Genomic DNA, 18,110 nt, shown 5'->3' with positions numbered 1-18,110 from the left:
AGGGTGCTTTTTCGTTTGTTCGCGCAGGGATTACTTCACCACGCGCAGCGCCGGGCGGCCACCGCGCCGCGGCTGCGGCGGCTCGTCGTCCGGGCCGTTGTCTTCCGCGGTATCCGGGCGATCGCCGTCGATCACCGACATCAGGGTTTCCGAAGGGATCGTCTCATTGTCCAGGCCTTCGAACACGCCTTCGCTCTCGTCGTAGGCGGCTTCCGGTTCGAACATCGTGCCGGCGCCGTTTTCACGCGCATAGATCGCCAGCACGGCGGCCATCGGCACCGAAACCTGACGCGGCACGCCGCCGAAGCGCGCGTTGAACTGCACGTCTTCATTGCCCAACGCCAGGTTGCCTACCGCGCGCGGCGCGATATTCAGCACGATCTGGCCGTCACGCGCGAACTCCATCGGCACCTGCACGTCCGGGCGAGTCACGTCGACCACCAGGTGCGGCGTCAGCTGGTTATCCAGCAGCCAGTCATAGAACGCCCGCAGCAGATACGGGCGACGCGGCGTCATCTGAGACATGTCCATCGCGCTTAGCCCCGGGTTTGCAGGCGCATTTCACGCTCGGCTTCGGTCAGGGAAGCCAGGAAAGCGTCGCGTTCGAAGACGCGGGTCATGTAGCCTTTCAGCTCTTTGGAGCCGGCACCGCTCAATTCAATGCCCAGCTGCGGCAGACGCCACAACAGCGGCGCCAGATAGCAATCCACCAGGCTGAACTCTTCGCTCATGAAATACGGCGCCTGGCCGAAGATCGGTGCGATCGCCAGCAGCTCCTCGCGCAGTTGGCGACGGGCGGATTCCGCTTCCTGACCGCTGCTCTTCTCGATCTTGTCCATCAGCGAGTACCAGTTCTTCTCGATGCGCAGCATCATCAGACGGCTCTCGCCACGGGCAACCGGGTAAACCGGCATCAGCGGCGGGTGTGGGAAACGCTCATCCAGGTATTCCATGATGATGCGGGATTCATACAGGGTCAGTTCGCGATCGACCAGCGTAGGCACCGTCTGGTAAGGGTTGAGGTCAATCAGATCTTGCGGCAGGTTATCCATTTCGACCTGCTCGATCTCGACGCTGACACCTTTCTCCGCCAGTACGATACGTACTTGATGGCTAAAAATGTCGGTCGGGCCAGAGAACAGCGTCATTACCGAACGTTTGTTGGCAGCGACAGCCATGAAAACCTCCAAGTTATCTAGAAAATACTGCGAATAGCCAACTGACAGGCTGCTATCCTGAATAATCTTGCCGCAGGCCGGCAGCACTCAGCGCGACCCGAGCCCATGAAAAACCGGCCCAGGAGGTCAACTGCACGGCGAACAGGCGCAAAAGTGGGTGATAGTTTACCAGATTTTGCTTGTTTTGTGGGGACGGTGCGGTGAATTCATGTTGAATTGTCTGATCTGCCACAGATTTTAGTCGGGGACGGCGGATTTCAGGCATAAAAAAACCCGGTGAAGCACCGGGTTTTTTGCGTAAATCGCACTGCCGAAGCAGCGAAAATTAACGCTTGGAGAACTGCGGACGACGACGTGCTTTACGCAGGCCGACTTTCTTACGTTCAACCTGACGAGCGTCACGGGTGACGAAGCCAGCTTTACGCAGTTCAGAACGCAGAGTCTCATCGTACTCCATCAGTGCACGGGTGATACCGTGACGGATAGCGCCAGCTTGACCGGAGATACCACCACCTTTAACGGTGATGTACAGGTCCAGTTTGCCAACCATGTCGACCAGCTCCAGCGGCTGACGAACTACCATGCGGGCAGTTTCGCGACCGAAGTACTGTTCCAGGCTGCGCTGGTTGATAACGATGTTACCGTTGCCCGGCTTGATGAAGACGCGAGCGGCGGAGCTTTTGCGGCGACCAGTGCCGTAGTATTGATTTTCAGCCATTGCCATTAATCCCGATTAAATGTCCAGAACTTGCGGTTGCTGTGCCGCGTGATTGTGCTCGGTGCCCGCGTAAACTTTCAGTTTACGGAACATAGCACGACCCAGCGGGCCCTTTGGCAGCATGCCTTTAACCGCGATTTCAATCACGCGCTCAGGACGGCGGGCAATCATCTCTTCAAAGGTCGCTTGCTTGATACCACCGATGTGGCCGGTGTGGTGGTAGTACACTTTGTCTGTACGCTTGTTGCCGGTTACAGCAACTTTGTCAGCGTTCAGAACGATGATGTAATCACCGGTATCCACGTGCGGGGTGTATTCCGCTTTATGCTTGCCGCGCAGGCGACGAGCCAGTTCAGTAGCGAGACGGCCTAAAGTTTTACCATCTGCATCAACAACGTACCAGTCGCGTTTTACGGTTTCTGGTTTAGCTGTAAAAGTTTTCATTAGAAAGCTTACCCAATAATTAGTTACACGTTGGTGAACACCCAAACGCTCGAAAACAGTTGAGGCTCACACGACCATACAAGTCCAGCAAACCTACCCCTTCGAATAGCCATTGCCGGCACTATAAAGTTTTTGGGAAAAAAAACTTTGTTGTAACGTGGGGTCGCAAGATTATAGAGAAGTCGCTCACAAAGATCGAACGGTTTTTGAATGGAAAATAAATTTATCGCCGGCGGCAGGCAACCGGCGATAGGCCCGGCGGACTCAGGGCAGATGCGGCAGCTTGAGGTACTCTTCACTCTGCATTTCCTGCAGGCGCGACAGGCAGCGCTGGTACTCGAACTTCAGCCTCTCCCCCTGGTAGATCTCGAACATCGACGCCTCGGCGCCGATCACCAGCTTGACGTGTCGCTCGTAAAATTCGTCCACCAGCGCCAGGAAGCGGCGCGCGGTATTCTCTTTCAGCGGCCCCATCACCTGCACATTATACAGGATCACGCTGTGATACAGCCGCGACAGCGCAATGTAGTCCAGCTGGCTGCGCGCCTCTTCGCACAGCGTGTGGAAATCCACCGCCAGCACGCCGTCCACCGAACGGATCGCCTGCAGCGGCCGATGGTTGATCTGCAGCACCGGCGCGTCCTCCCCCGCCTTGCCCGCCAGCTTGACGAACATCCGATCCAGGGTCGCGCGCGTCTGGTCGTTCAGCGGCGTCAGGTAGAGGTGCGCCTGGGTCAGGGTGCGCAGACGATAGTCGATGCCGGCATCGACGTTCATCACGTCGCAGTACTCATTGATCAGATCGATGGCCGGCAGGAAACGCGCCCGCTGCAGGCCGTTGCGGTACAGATCGTCCGGCGGGATGTTCGACGTGGCCACCAGCGTGATGCCGCGGGCGAACAGCGCCTGCAGCAGCGTGGCCAGCAGCATGGCGTCGGTGATGTCGGACACGAAGAATTCGTCGAAGCACAGTACGTCGGTCTCGGCCTTGAAGCCGTCGGCGACGATTTCCAGCGGATTTTCCCGCCCCTGCAGTTCGGTCAGCTCTTCATGCACCCGCAGCATGAAGCGGTGGAAGTGCAGACGCATTTTGCGATCGCCCGGCAGGCTGTGGAAGAACATGTCCATCAGCCAGGTTTTGCCGCGCCCGACGCCGCCCCACATATACAGCCCCTGCACCGGACGCTGCGGCGCCGTTTCGCCGCCCTTGCCCAACAAACGGCTGAGCTTGCCGCGCAGCCCGCCCGCAGGCGCGCTCGCCGCGGGCTTTTGCAGCAGAGCCTGATAAATGCGATCCAGTTGAGCGACGGCCCGGCGTTGAACCTCATCGGCCTGATATTCCCCTGCGTCCAGCGCCTGCTGGTAGCGAGATAACGGTGATAATGCCTGCATCTGTTCGATGTTCCCTAAGAACGCTTAGAAATTATTTAGCCAACGTTGGCGGCAAGTTGATGCCGATTCGCACCGTTATCGCCACAAATGCCCGCTGCGGGCGCCGTTGAAAACCCTGTAAACACTGGGTGGAAGCGCATCAGGATTCCACTCGGACAAGGTTAACGGTTATAGTGGATATTATTAAGTGAAAAATCCCTGCGGAACAACGAAGTCAAAATAGGAGTCATCATGACCTGGGAGTATGCGCTGATTGGTTTGGTCGTCGGTATCGTGATTGGTGCGGTGGCGATGCGTTTTGGCAACCGTAAATTACGTCAACAACAAGTCCTGCAGAACGAGCTGGACAAGAGCAAAACCGAGCTGGAAGAGTACCGCCAGGAGCTGGTCGGCCACTTCGCCCGCAGCGCCGAGCTGCTGGACAACATGGCTCGCGATTATCGCCAGCTGTATCAGCATATGGCGAAAAGCTCCAACAACCTGCTGCCGGATCTGCCGATGCAGGAGAACCCGTTCCGCTATCGCCTGACCGAAGCGGAAGCGGACAACGATCAGGCGCCGGTGGAAATGCCGCGCGACTATTCTGAAGGGGCCTCCGGCCTGCTGCGCGGCCAAAGCGCACGCCGCGACTGATATTCCTTCTTCGCCCGCGGGGCCACCCGCGGGTTTATTCCCCCTTTGTGCCTTATTGACCTTCCTTCGCATTACCTTTACTGAACTTTGCACGCAAATTCACGGTCTTACCCTTCACTATGACAAGGTGATTGCCTTATCATCAAATTTTCATCGGCAGGTATTGAGAGAGTTATCATCAATGAAGAAAAAGTCTTTAATTCTTAGTGCATTGGCAATGAGCCTCGGCCTGACGTTCAGCGCCGTACCGGTGGCCAACGCGGCCCTGCCCGTTGCCGTTCAGGGGCAGCCGCTGCCGAGCCTGGCGCCGATGCTGGAAAAAGTCTTGCCCGCCGTAGTGAGCGTGCATGTCGCAGGCACCCAGGTGCAGCGTCAACAGCTGCCGGAAGAGTTCAGACGCTTCTTCGGCCCCAATTTCCCCGGCCAACAGCAGAGCTCCCGCCCGTTTGAAGGGCTGGGTTCCGGCGTCATCATCGACGCCGCCAAAGGCTACGTGCTGACCAACAATCACGTCATCAACAACGCCGATAAAATCCGCGTGCAGTTGAACGACGGGCGCGAACTGGACGCCAAGCTGGTCGGCCGCGATGAGCAATCCGACATCGCCCTGCTGCAGCTCAGCGACACCAAAAACCTGACCGCCATCAAGATGGCCGATTCCGACCAGCTGCGCGTCGGCGACTTCGCCGTGGCGGTCGGCAACCCGTTTGGCCTGGGCCAAACCGCCACTTCAGGCATCATCTCGGCGCTGGGCCGCACCGGCCTGAATCTGGAAGGGCTGGAAAACTTCATTCAGACCGACGCCTCGATCAACCGCGGCAACTCCGGCGGCGCGTTGGTTAACCTGAACGGCGAGCTGATCGGCATCAATACCGCCATTCTGGCGCCGAGCGGCGGCAACGTCGGCATCGGTTTCGCCATTCCGAGCAATATGGCGCAGAACCTGAGCCAGCAGCTGATCGAATTCGGCGAAGTGAAACGCGGCCTGCTCGGCATCAAGGGCAGCGAAATGACCCCTGACATGGCCAAAGCCTTCAACACCGACGCGCAGCGCGGCGCCTTCGTCAGCGAAGTGCTGCCGAAATCCGCCGCCGCCAAGGCCGGCATCAAAGCCGGGGATATTCTGGTTTCCGTCGACGGCAAGCCGGTGAACAGCTTCGCCGAGCTGCGCGCCAAGGTCGGTACCACTGCGCCGGGCAAAACCCTCAAAGTGGGCCTGCTGCGCGACGGCAAACCGCAGGAAGTCTCGGTCACGCTGGACAACAGCGAGAGCGCCTCGACCAATGCCGAAACCCTGTCGCCGGCGCTGCAGGGCGTTTCCCTCAGCAACGGTGCGCTGCCGAGCGGCGACAAGGGCGTGAAGGTAGAGAACGTGGATAAAGGCTCGACGGCGGCGCAAATCGGCCTGCAAAAAGGCGACGTGATCATCGGCGTCAACCGCCAGCGTGTGGACAGCATCACCGCGCTGCGCAAGGTGCTGGAAGCCAAGCCACCGGTGATGGCGCTCAATATCGTGCGCGGTACCGAAACCATTTATCTGCTGCTGCGTTAATTTGTGCAAAAACCGGGCTCGGTGACATACTGCGCCCGGTTAACTCATGCTATCCTCCGAACATCGTTCATCACACCACGAAAACTCCATGTTTGCTAAGCTCTTGCGTTCTGTCGTTATCGGTCTCATCGTTGCCGGCCTGCTGTTGGCTGCCCTGCCCATGCTGCGCTCTTCCAACGGCCTGTTTGCAGAGAAAACCGAGAATACCAGCGACGAAACGCCGGTGAGCTACAACAAGGCAGTGCGCCGCGCCGCACCCGCCGTGGTGAACATCTACAACCGCAACCTGAACGGCGCCGCCAACGTGCTGTCGCTCGGTTCCGGCGTGATCATGAACGAACGCGGCTATATCATCACCAACCGCCACGTGATCAAAGACGCCCAGCAGATCACCGTGGTGTTGCAGGACGGCCGCCGCTACGAAGCGCTGCTGGTCGGCTCCGACGGCCTGACCGATTTGGCGGTGCTGAAGATCGATCCCGGCAACCTGCCGGTGATCCCGACCAACAAAAACCGCGTTGCCCACGTCGGCGACGTGGTGCTGGCTATCGGCAACCCGTATAACTTGGGGCAGACCGTCACTCAGGGCATTCTCAGCGCCACCGGGCGCATCAGTATGAGCACCACCGGCCGGCAGACATTCCTGCAGACCGACGCTTCAATCAACCGCGGCAACTCCGGCGGCGCGCTGGTCAACTCGCTGGGCGAGCTGATCGGCATCAACACCCTGACCTATGACAAAATCACCGACGGTGAAACGCCGGAGGGTCTCGGCTTCGCCATTCCAATTGAATTGGCCACCAAAATCATGGACAAGCTGATCCGCGACGGCCGCGTGATCCGTGGCTATTTCGGCATTCAGGGTAAGGAGATCATTCCGCTGCGCTCCTCCAATTCCGGCATCGATCGCCTGCAGGGCATCATCGTGACCGAAATTACGCCGAACGGCCCGGCGAGCAGCGCCGGTTTCCAGATCAACGACATCATCATCAACGTGGATAACAAACCGGCGGTATCCGTGCTGGAGACCATGGATCAGGTCGCGGAGATCAGGCCGGGCACCGAGATACCGGTTATCGTACTGCGCGACGGCAAACGCATTACGTTGAAAATGACGGTGGGTGAATTCCCGGAAGACAGCAATTAAAAAAAGGGCCGGCATTGATAGCCGGCCCTTTGATTTTCATCCTGCCGACGCAGCCGCGCCGGCGCTAATCACTTACTCGCCTTTCACGCGCTCGATGTTCGCACCCAGCGCGCGCAGCTTGTCTTCAATACGCTCATAGCCGCGATCGATGTGGTAGATACGATCGACGACGGTCACGCCGTCGGCGATGCAGCCGGCGATCACCAGGCTGGCGGAAGCGCGCAGATCGGTCGCCATTACCTGAGCGCCGGACAGCTGCTCAACGCCGTGGCAGATCACGGTGTTGCTCTCGATTTCCGCGTGCGCGCCCATGCGGATCAGTTCCGGCACGTGCATGAAGCGGTTTTCGAAGATGGTCTCGGTGATGACACCGGTACCTTCCGCCACCAGGTTCAGCAGGCTGAACTGGGCCTGCATGTCAGTCGGGAAGCCCGGGTGCGGCGCGGTGCGCACGGTGACTGCTTTCGGGCGTTTGCCGTGCATGTCCAGGCTGATCCAGTCTTCACCCACTTCGATATCGGCACCGGCTTCGCGCAGCTTGGCCAGCACCGCATCCAGCGTGTCCGGACGGGTGTTGCGGCACATCACTTTGCCGCCGGAAACCGCGGCGGCGATCAGGAAGGTGCCGGTCTCGATGCGGTCAGGCAGCACGCGGTACACGCCGCCGCCAAGACGCTCGACGCCCTCGATGGTAATTTTGTCACTGCCGGCGCCGCTGATCTTCGCGCCCAACGTGTTGAGGAAGTTGGCGGTATCGACAATTTCCGGCTCACGCGCGGCGTTTTCGATAACGGTGGTGCCGGTCGCCAGGGTCGCGGCGCTCATGATGGTCACGGTCGCGCCCACGCTCACCTTGTCCATGACGATGTGCGCGCCCTTCAGGCGGCCCTCGACGGACGCCTTGACGTAACCTTCTTCCAGCTTGATCTCGGCACCCAACTGCTCCAGGCCGGTGATGTGCAGATCGACCGGACGCGCGCCGATCGCGCAGCCGCCCGGCAGGGAAACCTGGCCGCGGCCGAAGCGCGCCACCAGTGGCCCCAGCGCCCAGATGGATGCGCGCATGGTTTTCACCAGATCGTAAGGGGCACAGAACTCGTTCACCCCGCTGGCGTCCACGAAGACCGAACCGTTGCGCTCAATCTTGGTACCCAACTGGTTGAGTAGTTTAATGGTGGTGTCGATGTCCTTCAGCTTAGGGACATTCTGCAGCTCGACCGGCTCTTCCGCCAACAGGGCGGCGAACAGGATCGGCAGGGCGGCGTTTTTGGCCCCGGAAATAGACACTTCACCGCTCAGGCGAGTCCGACCCTGCACACGAAATTTATCCATCTGACTACTCTCTGTTATCTAATCTGAAGCTGCCCGCCCGGCAGGGCAAACAGCCTTAAAATCCGTTGAGTTTGCGGTCTCGCTGCCACTCTTCAGGGGTGTACGCCTTGATAGACAAGGCATGAATGCGGTTGTCCGCAATGTATTCCATCAGCGGTGCGTAAACCGTCTGCTGTTTTTTGACGCGGCTCATACCGGCGAACAGTTCACCGACCACGATCGCCTGAAAATGGCTGCCGTCGCCCGTCACATGTACTTCATCCAGTGCCAATGCCTGCATCAGCACGTCTTTAATCTCGTTGGTTTCCATAGTATCCAGTTCTGCCGCTAAAGGATCATAAACAGCCTAGTATCTTAGTGGAATACGATGTTTTCTTAAACTAAAGAAAAAGCCCCTGCGTAACAGGGGCTTTGTATCGTTTTACCACGCAAGGGCGGCGTAAAACGCCGCTAACCGGCGGTATCGACAGGCATTATCGCCTGCAGGTTGTAGAGCGCGATCAGCGTTTTCAGGCGCTCGGTGGCGCCGAAAATTTTTAGCGCTACGCCGCGCTCGCGCTGCTCTTCCTGCAGATGCAGCAACAGCGCCAGCCCGGCGGAGTCCACCCGCTCCAGTTGCGCCACGTCGATCGCGGTTTTATCCGCCATCAGCGCATCGCGCTGCCGCCACAGCGGCTGCAGCGTTTCCCGGTCCAGTTCACCGCGCAGGATCAGCGTCTGCTGCTGTGATTCGAAGCTGAGCGCTGCCGACATCAGTTTTTCTTGTCCAGCGTAATAGGCTGCGCGGCGGCGGCCTGCAGCTGTTTGGTCAGGCCATCGATGCCCTGAGTACGCAGCGTGGACGCCCACTCGTTCTGCTTGGTGGTGATCATGCTGACGCCTTCGGCGATCATGTCATACGCCTGCCAATAGCCGGTTTTGCTGTTCTTGCGCCATTGGAAATCCAGACGTACCGGCGGACGGCCGCCGTTGTCGATGATGGTGACGCGAATGGCCACGATGTCGGCATTGCCCAGCGGCTGTTCAGGCGCGATCTGGTAAGTCTGGCCGTGGTACATCGCCAGCGCCTGGCCGTAAGCCTGCTCCAGGTAAGCCTGGAAGGCGGTGAAGTAGGCTTCGCGCTGCGCAGGCGTCGCGTCTTTGTAGTAACGGCCCAGCACCAACGCGCCGGCGTATTTCACCTGCACGAACGGCATCAGTTCCTGATGCACGATGGAGCGCAGGTAGTTCGGGTCCTGCTTGATCTTCGGCTGTTCGTTCTTCAAACGGCTGAAGGTCTTCTGCGCCGCGTCTTGCATCATGCTGTAAGGATTGGTTTGGTCGGCTGCGCTCGCCAGCGGTGCAACCACCAGCAGAGCCACCATCAGTAAACGTTTAAACATGCAGGTATCCTCTCTTAATGATTTGGAACAGCGGGTTGCGGTGCGGCGCCGGCAGCCGGCTCAGCGGCCGTGTCTCCCGATTTGGCGCTGTCCTGACCGCCGCTTTTATACAGGAACTGGCCGATCAGATCTTCCAGAACCATGGCTGACTTGGTGTCCTGGATGGTGCCGCCGTCTTTCAGAATGGTGGTGCCCATGTCAGGATCTTCGAAGCCCACGTTAAGCGCCAGATATTGCTCGCCCAGCAGGCCGGAGGTGCGGATCGCCAGCGAGCTGGTATCCGGGATTTGGTCGTACTTTTTCTGGATATCCAGCGCCACGCGCGGCGTGTAGGTTTTCGGATCGAGTTCGATGTCCGCCACGCGGCCGATCACCACGCCACCAATCTTCACCGGCGAACGTGGTTTCAGGCCGCCGATGTTGTCGAACGTCGCGTAAATGCGGTAGGTCGGCTCGCTGCCGATCGATTTAAGGTTCGCCACCTGCAGGCAGATAAACACGATGGCGCACAGCGCGATCAGCATAAATGCCCCAACCCAGATTTCACTCTTCTTCGTTTGCATCGAATCAATTCCCAAACATCAGTGCTGTCAGCACGAAATCCAATCCCAACACCGCCAGTGACGAATGCACCACGGTACGCGTCGTCGCCCGGCTAATCCCTTCAGAGGTAGGCACGGCGTCGTACCCGTTGAAAATGGCAATCCAGGTTACGGTAATGGCGAATACCACGCTTTTGATCAGGCAGTTGAGCAGATCTTTTTTCCACTCCACGGCGCCCTGCATCGCCGACCAGAAGAAGCCGCTGTCGATGCCCTTCCAGTCCACGCCGACCACCGAGCCGCCCCAGATGCCGATCGCCACGAAAATGATGGTCAACAGCGGCATGCTGATGAGCCCCGCCCAGAAGCGCGGCGCCACGATGCGCCGCAGCGGATCGACCGCCATCATTTCCAGGCTGGAGATCTGCTCCGTCGCCTTCATCAGGCCGATTTCCGCCGTGAGCGCGGAACCAGCGCGGCCGGCGAACAGCAGCGCCGTCACCACCGGCCCCAGTTCGCGCAGCAGCGACAGCGCCACCATCATGCCGAGGCTGGCCTCGGCGCTGTAGGTGGTGAGCACGATATAGCCCTGCAGGCCCAGCACCATGCCGATGAACAGCCCGGAGACCATGATGATCAGCAGCGACTGCACGCCGACGCTGTAGAGCTGTTTCAACAACAGCGGCCACTGCTTGCCGGGTTCCGGCCGGCCAATCAACGCGTTGAACAGCATCAACCCGGCGCGGCCGAAGCTGGCGCTGGTGTTGATGCCACTGCGCCCCAAGGACGCTAACGCTCTTAATAACATGAGCTTATTTACTCCCTAAGCCTAGCAGTTCGGTCTGATAATCCCCGGCCGGGTAACGGAACGGCACCGGCCCATCCGCTATACCATCCAGGAACTGGCGCACGCGCGCATCAGGATTGTTCTGCAATTGCTGCGTGGTGCCTTCGGCGATCACCCGGTGATCGGCCACGATGTAGGCGTAGTCGGCGATGCTCAGCACCTCCGGCACGTCGTGCGACACCACGATGCAGGTAATGCCCAGCGCATGGTTCAGCTCATCGATCAGCTTGACCAGCACCCCCATGGTGATCGGATCCTGGCCGACGAAGGGTTCGTCGAACATGATCATATCAGGGTCCAGCGCGATCGCGCGCGCCAACGCCGCCCGACGCGCCATGCCGCCAGAAAGCTCATTGGGCATCAGCTGGGCCGCACCGCGCAGCCCTACCGCCTCCAGCTTCATCAGCACCGTGCTGCGCAGCAGGGGTTCAGGCAGGTTGCTGTGCTCGCGCAGCGGGTAGGCCACGTTTTCGAATACGGTCAAATCGGTGAACAGCGCGCCCGACTGGAACAGCATGCTCATCTTTTTGCGCGCGTCGTATAACTGACGGCGGGACAACGCGGGAATGTTGTCGCCGTCGAACCAAATCTCCCCGCTGTCCGGCGTCAGCTGGCCGCCAATCAGGCGCAGCAGCGTGGTTTTGCCGATGCCCGATGGCCCCATGATTGCCGTGACCTTGCCTCGGGGCACCGTCAGGTTGATGTCTTCAAATATCCGCCGGTCGCCGCGCGAGAAGCTCATGTCGCGCACTTCGACCAAATTATCTGCCTTATGGAGCATGTTAATGGACCCTTTACGACTCATCTGTTGCTGAATCTACCCGTGATGTTAAAGCAATGGGCGCAATCCGTCTCATCTTTACAAAAACTTACTGCCATTTCGCGACCAATGGTGCCATTGGTTTTACTTTTCCGCGCCACCCGGTCAAAATTGGCGCCATAACGAAAAAAAACGAAACTGTTCAACTATTAGCCGGGAAAAACCGTTGCTGTAGCTCTAGCGCGCGCAACGGAGGGCAAGCAATACCGCCGCATTGACGGCTTTAACCAACGAACCGGGATAATACCCGACAAAGGACCCTGCATGTTTCTCGCGATAGCATTATTAATCGTTGGTTTATTTCTACTGGTGTATGGTGCAGACCGCTTAGTTTATGGTGCTGCCGTGATTTCCCGCTCGCTCGGCGTCCCGCCGTTGATCATCGGCATGACCATCGTCGGCATCGGCACTTCGCTGCCGGAGCTGATCGTGTCCACCACCGCCGCGCTGAACGGGCAGATAGATATGGCCGTTGGCAACGTATTAGGTTCCAACATTACCAACATTTTATTGATCCTGGGCGTGGCGGCGCTGATTCACCCGCTGGCCGCGCGCTCCGAGATACTGCGGCGCGAACTGCCGCTGATGTTAGCGGTCACAGTATTGTGCGGTTTCGTGTTGATGGACGGCACCCTGAGCAGGCTGGACGGCGTGCTGCTGCTGGCCGCCGCCGCCGGCTTCATCCTGCTGATGCTGAAAATCGCCCGGCTGGCGCAGCGCGAGGGCAGCGACAGCCTGACCATGGAACAGATCGCCGAGCTGCCGCAGGACAGCAGCAACACCGTGGCGGTGCTGTGGCTGGTGTTGGCGTTTATCATTCTGCCGCTCTCTTCCAGGATGGTGGTCGATAACGCGACGGTGATTGCGCACTATTTCGGCCTGAGCGAACTGGTGGTCGGGTTGACCATTATCGCCATCGGCACCAGCCTGCCCGAACTGGCCACCTCCATCGCCGGGGCGCTGAAGGGCGAGGATGATATGGCGATTGGTAATATCATCGGCTCCAATATTTTCAACACGGTGATCGTGCTGGGCATCCCCGCCCTGCTATCGCCGGGTAGCGTGGACACCGCCGCCTTCCAGCGCGATTACTGGGTGATGCTGGCGGCCAGCGTGCTGCTGAGCGTGCTGTGCATCGGCCGCAAGCACCGCATCGGCCACCTGGCGGGCGCGCTGTTATTATGCGGCTTTATTGCGTATCTTGCGGTGCTGTTCTTTAACCCTTTCAGTACTTTCGGCTAAACCGACGGGAATGAGTATGTCGAACATTGAGTTGCAACCGGGCTTCGATTTTCAGCAGGCCGGCAAAGAAGTGCTTCAGATAGAGCGCGAAGGGCTGGCTCAGCTCGACAGCTACATCAACGCAGACTTCACCCGCGCCTGCGAAACGATCGCCGCCTGCGGCGGCAAAGTGGTGGTGATGGGCATGGGCAAATCCGGCCATATCGGCTGCAAGATCGCCGCGACCTTCGCCAGCACCGGCACCCCCTCATTCTTCGTTCACCCGGCGGAGGCCAGCCATGGCGATTTGGGCATGGTCACCCCGCAGGACATCGTGCTCGCCATCTCCAACTCCGGCGAGTCCAGCGAGATCCTGGCGCTGATCCCAGTATTGAAACGCCAGCAGATCACCCTCATCTGTATGACTAACAATCCGGAAAGCTCGATGGGCAAAGCGGCGGATATCCACCTGTGCATCAAGGTGCCGCAGGAAGCCTGCCCGCTGGGGCTCGCACCGACCACCAGCACCACCGCCACGCTGGTGATGGGCGATGCGCTGGCCGTCGCGCTGCTGAAAGCGCGCGGTTTCACGCCGGAAGATTTCGCGCTGTCGCATCCGGGTGGCGCACTCGGCCGCAAACTGCTGCTGCGGGTTAGCGATATCATGCACAGCGGCGACGAAATGCCCCACGTCAGCGCCGACGCCTCGTTGCGCGACGCGCTGCTGGAAATTACCCGAAAAAATCTGGGCCTGACGGTGATTTGCGACGATCTGATGAAAATCGCCGGCATCTTCACCGATGGCGACTTGCGCCGGGTGTTCGACATGGGCATCAACCTGCACGAGGCGAAGATCGCCGATGTCATGACGCCGGGCGGCGTGCGGGTGCGCCCCAATATTCTGGCGGTCGATGCATTGAACCTGATGCAACAACGCCACATCACCGCGCTGCTGGTTGCCGATGGCGACCAGTTGCTGGGTGTGGTACATATGCATGACATGCTGCGCGCCGGCGTCGTTTAATTAAGGAATAGAACGGAATGGGTATGGTAGAAACCTGCTACGGGCCGGTAGAACAAGAGGTTATGGCGCGTGCCGGGAACATCCGCCTGTTGATTTGCGACGTTGACGGCGTGCTGTCGGACGGCCTGATCTTCATGGGCAACAACGGTGAAGAACTGAAGGCGTTCAACGTGCGCGACGGTTACGGCATCCGCTGCTTGAAAACCTCGGACATCGAAGTGGCGATCATCACCGGCCGCTCCGCCAAGCTGCTGGAAGACCGCGCGCAGACGCTCGGTATCACCCATCTGTATCAGGGGCAATCCGATAAGCTTTTGGCCTTCCGCGAACTGTTGGATAAACTGTCGTTAACGGCGGATCAGGTCGCCTATATCGGCGATGACCTGATCGACTGGCCGGTGATGGCGCAGGTCGGCCTGGCGGTCGCGGTGGCGGACGCCCACCCGCTGTTGACGCCGCGCGCCCACTACGTCACCCGCATTGCCGGCGGCCGCGGCGCGGTGCGCGAACTGTGCGACATCATTCTTTTGGCTCAAAATAAGCTGGAGGACGCCAAAGGGCTGTCGATATGAGTAAAACCAAACTGTGGATCACCATCCTGTTGACGGTGATCGTTCTGGCGCTGATCGGCTGGAACATGACGGACTTCAGCGACGAGACGGCCCCTGGCCCGGTCAACGATCAGGATCCGACTTACCAGAGCCAGCACACGGTCACCGTGGTGTACAACCCGGCCGGCAAGCTGAATTACAAACTGGTGGCGGAAGACGCGAAGTATTACACCGCCGGCGAGCTGAGCTGGTTCACCCAGCCGGTGATGACGCTGTTCGATGAGAATGCGGTGGCCACCTGGTCAGTTCGCGCCGATCGCGCCAAACTGACTAAAGACCGGATGCTGTATCTGTATGGTCACGTCGAGGTAAACAGCCTGACCACCACCTCGCAGCTGGAAAAAATTAAGACGGACAACGCTCAGGTAAACCTGGTCACCCAGGACGTCACCTCCGATGACGAAGTCACGCTTTACGGGACCAATTTTACCTCTAACGGCATGAAAATGCGTGGGAACCTGCGGACCAAAACCGCTGAGCTGATTGATAAGGTTAAGACCAACTATGAAATTCAGAACCAAAAACCAACTCCGTAACCTGTTGCTCGGCAGCTTAGTTTTGGCCGCCAGCGCCCCCGCACTGGCGCTGAAATCCGACTCCAGCCAGCCGGTGAGCATCGACTCGCTCAAGCAGTCGTTGGACATGCAAAGCAACGTCAGTACCTTCACCGACAACGTGGTGATCAAGCAAGGCACCATCGATATTCGCGCCGATAAGGTGGTGGTCACCCGTCCGGGCGGAGATCAGAATAAGACCTATATTGAAGCGTTCGGCAACCCGGTAACCTTCTACCAGATGCAGGACAGCGGCAAGCCGGTCAAAGGCCACGCGCAGAAAGTGCGTTACGACGTGGCGACCCAGCTGGTGACCCTGACGGGCAACGCCTATCTGGAGCAGCTCGACAGCAACGTGAAAGGCGATCGCATCACCTATCTGGTGCAACAGCAGCAAATGCAGGCGTTCAGCGATAAAGGCAAACGCGTGACAACGGTTCTGGTACCGTCGCAGTTGCAAGACAAAAACGGGCAAAAAAAGAGTAACTAATCACTTATGGCAACACTCATCGCAGAAAACCTGGCGAAAGCCTACAAGGGCCGTAAAGTTGTCGAAGACGTCAGCCTGAAAGTGAAATCCGGCGAGATCGTCGGCCTGCTCGGGCCGAACGGTGCCGGTAAAACCACCACCTTCTACATGGTGGTCGGCATCGTGCCGCGCGATGCCGGGCGCATCGTGATCGACGAAGAAGACATCAGCCTGCTGCCGCTGCACGCCCGCGCGCGCCGCGGCATCGGATACCTGCCGCAGGAAGCGTCGATCTTCCGCCGCCTGAGCGTGTACGACAACCTGATGGCGGTGCTGGAGATTCGCCCCGACCTCACCAGCGAACAACGCGAAGACCGCGCCAAAGAGCTGATGGAAGAGTTCCACATCTCCCATCTGCGCGACAGCCTCGGCCAGGCGCTGTCCGGCGGTGAACGCCGCCGCGTCGAAATCGCCCGCGCGCTGGCGGCCAACCCGAAATTCATTCTGCTGGACGAACCCTTCGCCGGGGTGGATCCGATTTCCGTTATCGACATCAAAAAAATCATCGAGCACCTGCGTGACAGCGGCCTGGGCGTGCTGATCACCGACCACAACGTGCGCGAGACGCTGGACGTATGTGAACGCGCCTACATCGTCAGCCAGGGCAAACTGATTGCCCACGGCACGCCGGATGCTATTCTGGCCGACGAGCAGGTAAAACGCGTTTATCTGGGCGAAGAGTTCCGCCTCTGAGCGCCGGCGCGCCCTGCGGGGCGACACCGTTAACGGAAGTAGACAGAAAACTATGAAGCAAGGTTTGCAACTCAGGCTCAGCCAACAGCTGGCCATGACTCCTCAGCTCCAGCAGGCGATCCGCCTGCTGCAGTTGTCCACGCTTGAGCTTCAGCAAGAGATCCAGCTGGCGCTGGAGAGCAATCCGCTGCTTGAACAGACCGATCTGCACGACGAAATCGACGCCAAAGAAATCCAGGAGACCGAGGGGCTCGATACCCGCGAGGCGCTGGAACAGAAAGACATGCCGGAAGAGCTGCCGCTGGACGCCACCTGGGATGAGATCTACACCGCCGGCACGCCGTCCGGCACCGGCACCGACTACAGCGACGACGAGCTACCGGTCTATCAGGGCGAGACTACCCAAACGCTGCAGGATTACCTGATGTGGCAGGTGGATCTGACGCCGTTCTCCGATACCGACGCCGCCATCGCCACCTCCATCGTCGACGCGGTGGACGACACCGGTTATCTCACCGTGCCGCTGGAAGACATTCTGGAAAGCCTGGGCGATGAGAACGTGACCCTCGAAGAAGTCGAGGCAGTGTTGAAGCGCGTGCAGCGTTTCGATCCGATCGGCGTCGCCGCGCGCGATCTGCGCGATTGCCTGCTGGTGCAGCTCTCCCAATACGCCAAAGACACCCCTTATCTGGCCGAAGCGCGGCTGATCATCAGCGAGCATCTGGATCTGTTGGCCAACCACGACTTTCGCAGCCTGATGCGATCAACCCGGCTAAAAGAAGATACACTGAAAGAAGCGATGCTGCTGATTCAGTCGCTCGATCCGCGCCCGGGGCAGTCGATCAATACCGGCGAATCGGAGTACGTAATTCCGGACGTGCTGGTGCGCAAAACGCAGAACACGTGGACGGTCGAGCTTAACGGCGACAGCATACCGCGTTTGAAGATCAATCAGCAGTACGCCGCGCTGGGCAACAGCGCCCGCAGCGAAGCCGACGGCCAGTTCATCCGCAGCAACCTGCAGGAAGCCAAGTGGCTGATTAAAAGCCTGGAGAGCCGAAACGAGACGCTGCTGAAGGTCACCCGCTGCATCGTCAGCCAACAGCAGGCGTTCTTCGAGCAAGGCGAAGAGTTTATGAAACCCATGGTGTTGGCGGATATCGCCCAGGCCGTGGAGATGCATGAATCGACAATCTCGCGCGTCACCACGCAAAAGTTTCTGCACAGCCCGCGCGGCATTTTCGAATTGAAATATTTCTTCTCCAGCCACGTGAATACCGACAGCGGCGGCGAAGCCTCCTCGACGGCGATCCGCGCGTTGGTGAAGAAATTGATTGCGGCGGAAAACCCCGCCAAACCACTCAGCGACAGCAAGCTGGCCACCCTGCTCTCCGATCAGGGGATCATCGTGGCGAGGCGCACCGTCGCCAAGTACCGAGAGTCTTTGTCCATCCCGCCGTCGAACCAGCGTAAACAGTTGGTTTGACCTCT

General features: G+C 59.2%; 22 protein-coding genes. 10 read left to right on the top strand and 12 right to left on the bottom strand.

Features of this window, described 5'->3' with window-relative positions; translation table 11 throughout:
* Positions 1–30 precede the first annotated feature (30 nt).
* From sspB to zapE, 5 genes are all read right to left on the bottom strand, one after another.
* Entirely contained in the window at positions 31–531 is a 501-nt protein-coding gene (sspB, locus tag WCL58_RS11820; protein WP_336851184.1) for a ClpXP protease specificity-enhancing factor, read from the bottom strand.
* A gap of 5 nt (positions 532–536) precedes the next feature.
* A complete protein-coding gene (gene sspA / locus WCL58_RS11815) occupies positions 537–1,178 on the bottom strand; it encodes a stringent starvation protein SspA (protein WP_004937082.1) in 642 nt (213 codons plus the stop codon).
* A 325-nt stretch (positions 1,179–1,503) separates the two neighbouring features.
* Positions 1,504–1,896, bottom strand: a complete 393-nt coding sequence (rpsI, locus tag WCL58_RS11810) for a 30S ribosomal protein S9 (protein ID WP_004937080.1) — start codon at positions 1,894–1,896, stop codon at positions 1,504–1,506.
* 15 nt (positions 1,897–1,911) lie between these two features.
* Positions 1,912–2,340: a 50S ribosomal protein L13 gene (gene rplM, locus WCL58_RS11805; protein WP_004937079.1), complete on the bottom strand. Its 429-nt coding sequence runs from the start codon at positions 2,338–2,340 to the stop codon at positions 1,912–1,914.
* 264 nt (positions 2,341–2,604) lie between these two features.
* Positions 2,605–3,732, bottom strand: coding sequence for a cell division protein ZapE (zapE, locus tag WCL58_RS11800; RefSeq protein WP_060424675.1), 1,128 nt, complete (start codon positions 3,730–3,732; stop codon positions 2,605–2,607).
* Between the two features lie 231 nt (positions 3,733–3,963).
* On the opposite strand from zapE, the gene zapG reads away from it, so the two are divergent.
* The 3 genes from zapG (at position 3,964) to degS (ending at position 7,064) form a co-directional block, all read left to right on the top strand.
* Positions 3,964–4,365 (top strand): Z-ring associated protein ZapG, encoded by a 402-nt coding sequence (gene zapG / locus WCL58_RS11795; protein WP_004937074.1) that lies wholly within the window; start codon positions 3,964–3,966, stop codon positions 4,363–4,365.
* Positions 4,366–4,546: 181 nt separating this feature from the next.
* Positions 4,547–5,917: a serine endoprotease DegQ gene (gene degQ, locus WCL58_RS11790; protein ID WP_060440980.1), complete on the top strand. Its 1,371-nt coding sequence runs from the start codon at positions 4,547–4,549 to the stop codon at positions 5,915–5,917.
* Between the two features lie 88 nt (positions 5,918–6,005).
* Positions 6,006–7,064 (top strand): outer membrane-stress sensor serine endopeptidase DegS, encoded by a 1,059-nt coding sequence (degS, locus tag WCL58_RS11785; RefSeq protein WP_019453130.1) that lies wholly within the window; start codon positions 6,006–6,008, stop codon positions 7,062–7,064.
* 72 nt (positions 7,065–7,136) lie between these two features.
* On the opposite strand, the gene murA is transcribed toward degS, so the two are convergent.
* From murA to mlaF, 7 genes are all read right to left on the bottom strand, one after another.
* Positions 7,137–8,396 carry a UDP-N-acetylglucosamine 1-carboxyvinyltransferase gene (murA, locus tag WCL58_RS11780; protein ID WP_004937068.1) on the bottom strand — a complete coding sequence of 420 codons (1,260 nt, stop codon included), beginning with the start codon at positions 8,394–8,396 and terminating at the stop codon, positions 7,137–7,139.
* A gap of 55 nt (positions 8,397–8,451) precedes the next feature.
* Positions 8,452–8,706 carry a BolA family iron metabolism protein IbaG gene (gene ibaG, locus WCL58_RS11775; protein WP_004937066.1) on the bottom strand — a complete coding sequence of 85 codons (255 nt, stop codon included), beginning with the start codon at positions 8,704–8,706 and terminating at the stop codon, positions 8,452–8,454.
* Positions 8,707–8,846: 140 nt separating this feature from the next.
* Positions 8,847–9,149: a lipid asymmetry maintenance protein MlaB gene (gene mlaB / locus WCL58_RS11770; RefSeq protein WP_060424671.1), complete on the bottom strand. Its 303-nt coding sequence runs from the start codon at positions 9,147–9,149 to the stop codon at positions 8,847–8,849.
* Positions 9,149–9,778 (bottom strand): phospholipid-binding protein MlaC, encoded by a 630-nt coding sequence (mlaC, locus tag WCL58_RS11765; protein ID WP_038879639.1) that lies wholly within the window; start codon positions 9,776–9,778, stop codon positions 9,149–9,151. The genes mlaB and mlaC overlap by 1 nt, the downstream gene beginning before the upstream one ends.
* 14 nt (positions 9,779–9,792) lie before the next feature.
* Positions 9,793–10,341 (bottom strand): outer membrane lipid asymmetry maintenance protein MlaD, encoded by a 549-nt coding sequence (gene mlaD / locus WCL58_RS11760; RefSeq protein WP_102985328.1) that lies wholly within the window; start codon positions 10,339–10,341, stop codon positions 9,793–9,795.
* Between the two features lie 4 nt (positions 10,342–10,345).
* Positions 10,346–11,128, bottom strand: a complete 783-nt coding sequence (gene mlaE, locus WCL58_RS11755) for a lipid asymmetry maintenance ABC transporter permease subunit MlaE (RefSeq protein ID WP_004937059.1) — start codon at positions 11,126–11,128, stop codon at positions 10,346–10,348.
* A gap of 4 nt (positions 11,129–11,132) precedes the next feature.
* Complete coding sequence (mlaF, locus tag WCL58_RS11750) at positions 11,133–11,948, bottom strand: phospholipid ABC transporter ATP-binding protein MlaF (RefSeq protein ID WP_060424665.1); 816 nt, start codon at positions 11,946–11,948, stop codon at positions 11,133–11,135.
* Positions 11,949–12,251: 303 nt separating this feature from the next.
* On the opposite strand from mlaF, the gene WCL58_RS11745 reads away from it, so the two are divergent.
* Genes WCL58_RS11745 through rpoN form a run of 7 tightly spaced genes read left to right on the top strand, consistent with a single transcriptional unit; the run spans position 12,252 to position 18,105 of the window.
* A complete protein-coding gene (locus WCL58_RS11745; RefSeq protein ID WP_197786485.1) occupies positions 12,252–13,229 on the top strand; it encodes a calcium/sodium antiporter in 978 nt (325 codons plus the stop codon).
* Positions 13,230–13,245: 16 nt separating this feature from the next.
* Entirely contained in the window at positions 13,246–14,232 is a 987-nt protein-coding gene (gene kdsD / locus WCL58_RS11740; RefSeq protein WP_038879650.1) for an arabinose-5-phosphate isomerase KdsD, read from the top strand.
* 17 nt (positions 14,233–14,249) lie between these two features.
* Positions 14,250–14,804: a 3-deoxy-manno-octulosonate-8-phosphatase KdsC gene (kdsC, locus tag WCL58_RS11735; protein WP_021505108.1), complete on the top strand. Its 555-nt coding sequence runs from the start codon at positions 14,250–14,252 to the stop codon at positions 14,802–14,804.
* Positions 14,801–15,379 carry an LPS export ABC transporter periplasmic protein LptC gene (gene lptC / locus WCL58_RS11730; RefSeq protein ID WP_038879652.1) on the top strand — a complete coding sequence of 193 codons (579 nt, stop codon included), beginning with the start codon at positions 14,801–14,803 and terminating at the stop codon, positions 15,377–15,379. The genes kdsC and lptC overlap by 4 nt, the downstream gene beginning before the upstream one ends.
* Positions 15,348–15,887, top strand: coding sequence for a lipopolysaccharide ABC transporter substrate-binding protein LptA (gene lptA, locus WCL58_RS11725; RefSeq protein ID WP_025304377.1), 540 nt, complete (start codon positions 15,348–15,350; stop codon positions 15,885–15,887). The genes lptC and lptA overlap by 32 nt, the downstream gene beginning before the upstream one ends.
* 6 nt (positions 15,888–15,893) lie before the next feature.
* A complete protein-coding gene (gene lptB, locus WCL58_RS11720; protein WP_004937040.1) occupies positions 15,894–16,619 on the top strand; it encodes an LPS export ABC transporter ATP-binding protein in 726 nt (241 codons plus the stop codon).
* 52 nt (positions 16,620–16,671) lie between these two features.
* Positions 16,672–18,105 (top strand): RNA polymerase factor sigma-54, encoded by a 1,434-nt coding sequence (gene rpoN / locus WCL58_RS11715; protein ID WP_336851183.1) that lies wholly within the window; start codon positions 16,672–16,674, stop codon positions 18,103–18,105.
* Positions 18,106–18,110: the final 5 nt, after the last annotated feature.

It is taken from the genome of Serratia sp. TMDUHS_CL (genome assembly GCF_037137105.1).
In the GTDB taxonomy this organism is placed as follows: Bacteria; Pseudomonadota; Gammaproteobacteria; order Enterobacterales; family Enterobacteriaceae; genus Serratia; species Serratia nevei.
This window is presented reverse-complemented; position numbering and strand designations above follow the sequence as displayed.

Bases quoted from the DNA above. Each gene is read 5' to 3' on its own strand.
- sspB (WP_336851184.1), bottom strand. From the start codon at position 531: ATGGACATGTCTCAGATGACGCCGCGTCGCCCGTATCTGCTGCGGGCG.
- sspA (WP_004937082.1), bottom strand. From the start codon at position 1,178: ATGGCTGTCGCTGCCAACAAACGTTCGGTAATGACGCTGTTCTCTGGC.
- rpsI (WP_004937080.1), bottom strand. From the start codon at position 1,896: ATGGCTGAAAATCAATACTACGGCACTGGTCGCCGCAAAAGCTCCGCC.
- rplM (WP_004937079.1), bottom strand. From the start codon at position 2,340: ATGAAAACTTTTACAGCTAAACCAGAAACCGTAAAACGCGACTGGTAC.
- zapE (WP_060424675.1), bottom strand. From the start codon at position 3,732: ATGCAGGCATTATCACCGTTATCTCGCTACCAGCAGGCGCTGGACGCA.
- zapG (WP_004937074.1), top strand. From the start codon at position 3,964: ATGACCTGGGAGTATGCGCTGATTGGTTTGGTCGTCGGTATCGTGATT.
- degQ (WP_060440980.1), top strand. From the start codon at position 4,547: ATGAAGAAAAAGTCTTTAATTCTTAGTGCATTGGCAATGAGCCTCGGC.
- degS (WP_019453130.1), top strand. From the start codon at position 6,006: ATGTTTGCTAAGCTCTTGCGTTCTGTCGTTATCGGTCTCATCGTTGCC.
- murA (WP_004937068.1), bottom strand. From the start codon at position 8,396: ATGGATAAATTTCGTGTGCAGGGTCGGACTCGCCTGAGCGGTGAAGTG.
- ibaG (WP_004937066.1), bottom strand. From the start codon at position 8,706: ATGGAAACCAACGAGATTAAAGACGTGCTGATGCAGGCATTGGCACTG.
- mlaB (WP_060424671.1), bottom strand. From the start codon at position 9,149: ATGTCGGCAGCGCTCAGCTTCGAATCACAGCAGCAGACGCTGATCCTG.
- mlaC (WP_038879639.1), bottom strand. From the start codon at position 9,778: ATGTTTAAACGTTTACTGATGGTGGCTCTGCTGGTGGTTGCACCGCTG.
- mlaD (WP_102985328.1), bottom strand. From the start codon at position 10,341: ATGCAAACGAAGAAGAGTGAAATCTGGGTTGGGGCATTTATGCTGATC.
- mlaE (WP_004937059.1), bottom strand. From the start codon at position 11,128: ATGTTATTAAGAGCGTTAGCGTCCTTGGGGCGCAGTGGCATCAACACC.
- mlaF (WP_060424665.1), bottom strand. From the start codon at position 11,948: ATGCTCCATAAGGCAGATAATTTGGTCGAAGTGCGCGACATGAGCTTC.
- WCL58_RS11745 (WP_197786485.1), top strand. From the start codon at position 12,252: ATGTTTCTCGCGATAGCATTATTAATCGTTGGTTTATTTCTACTGGTG.
- kdsD (WP_038879650.1), top strand. From the start codon at position 13,246: ATGTCGAACATTGAGTTGCAACCGGGCTTCGATTTTCAGCAGGCCGGC.
- kdsC (WP_021505108.1), top strand. From the start codon at position 14,250: ATGGGTATGGTAGAAACCTGCTACGGGCCGGTAGAACAAGAGGTTATG.
- lptC (WP_038879652.1), top strand. From the start codon at position 14,801: ATGAGTAAAACCAAACTGTGGATCACCATCCTGTTGACGGTGATCGTT.
- lptA (WP_025304377.1), top strand. From the start codon at position 15,348: ATGAAATTCAGAACCAAAAACCAACTCCGTAACCTGTTGCTCGGCAGC.
- lptB (WP_004937040.1), top strand. From the start codon at position 15,894: ATGGCAACACTCATCGCAGAAAACCTGGCGAAAGCCTACAAGGGCCGT.
- rpoN (WP_336851183.1), top strand. From the start codon at position 16,672: ATGAAGCAAGGTTTGCAACTCAGGCTCAGCCAACAGCTGGCCATGACT.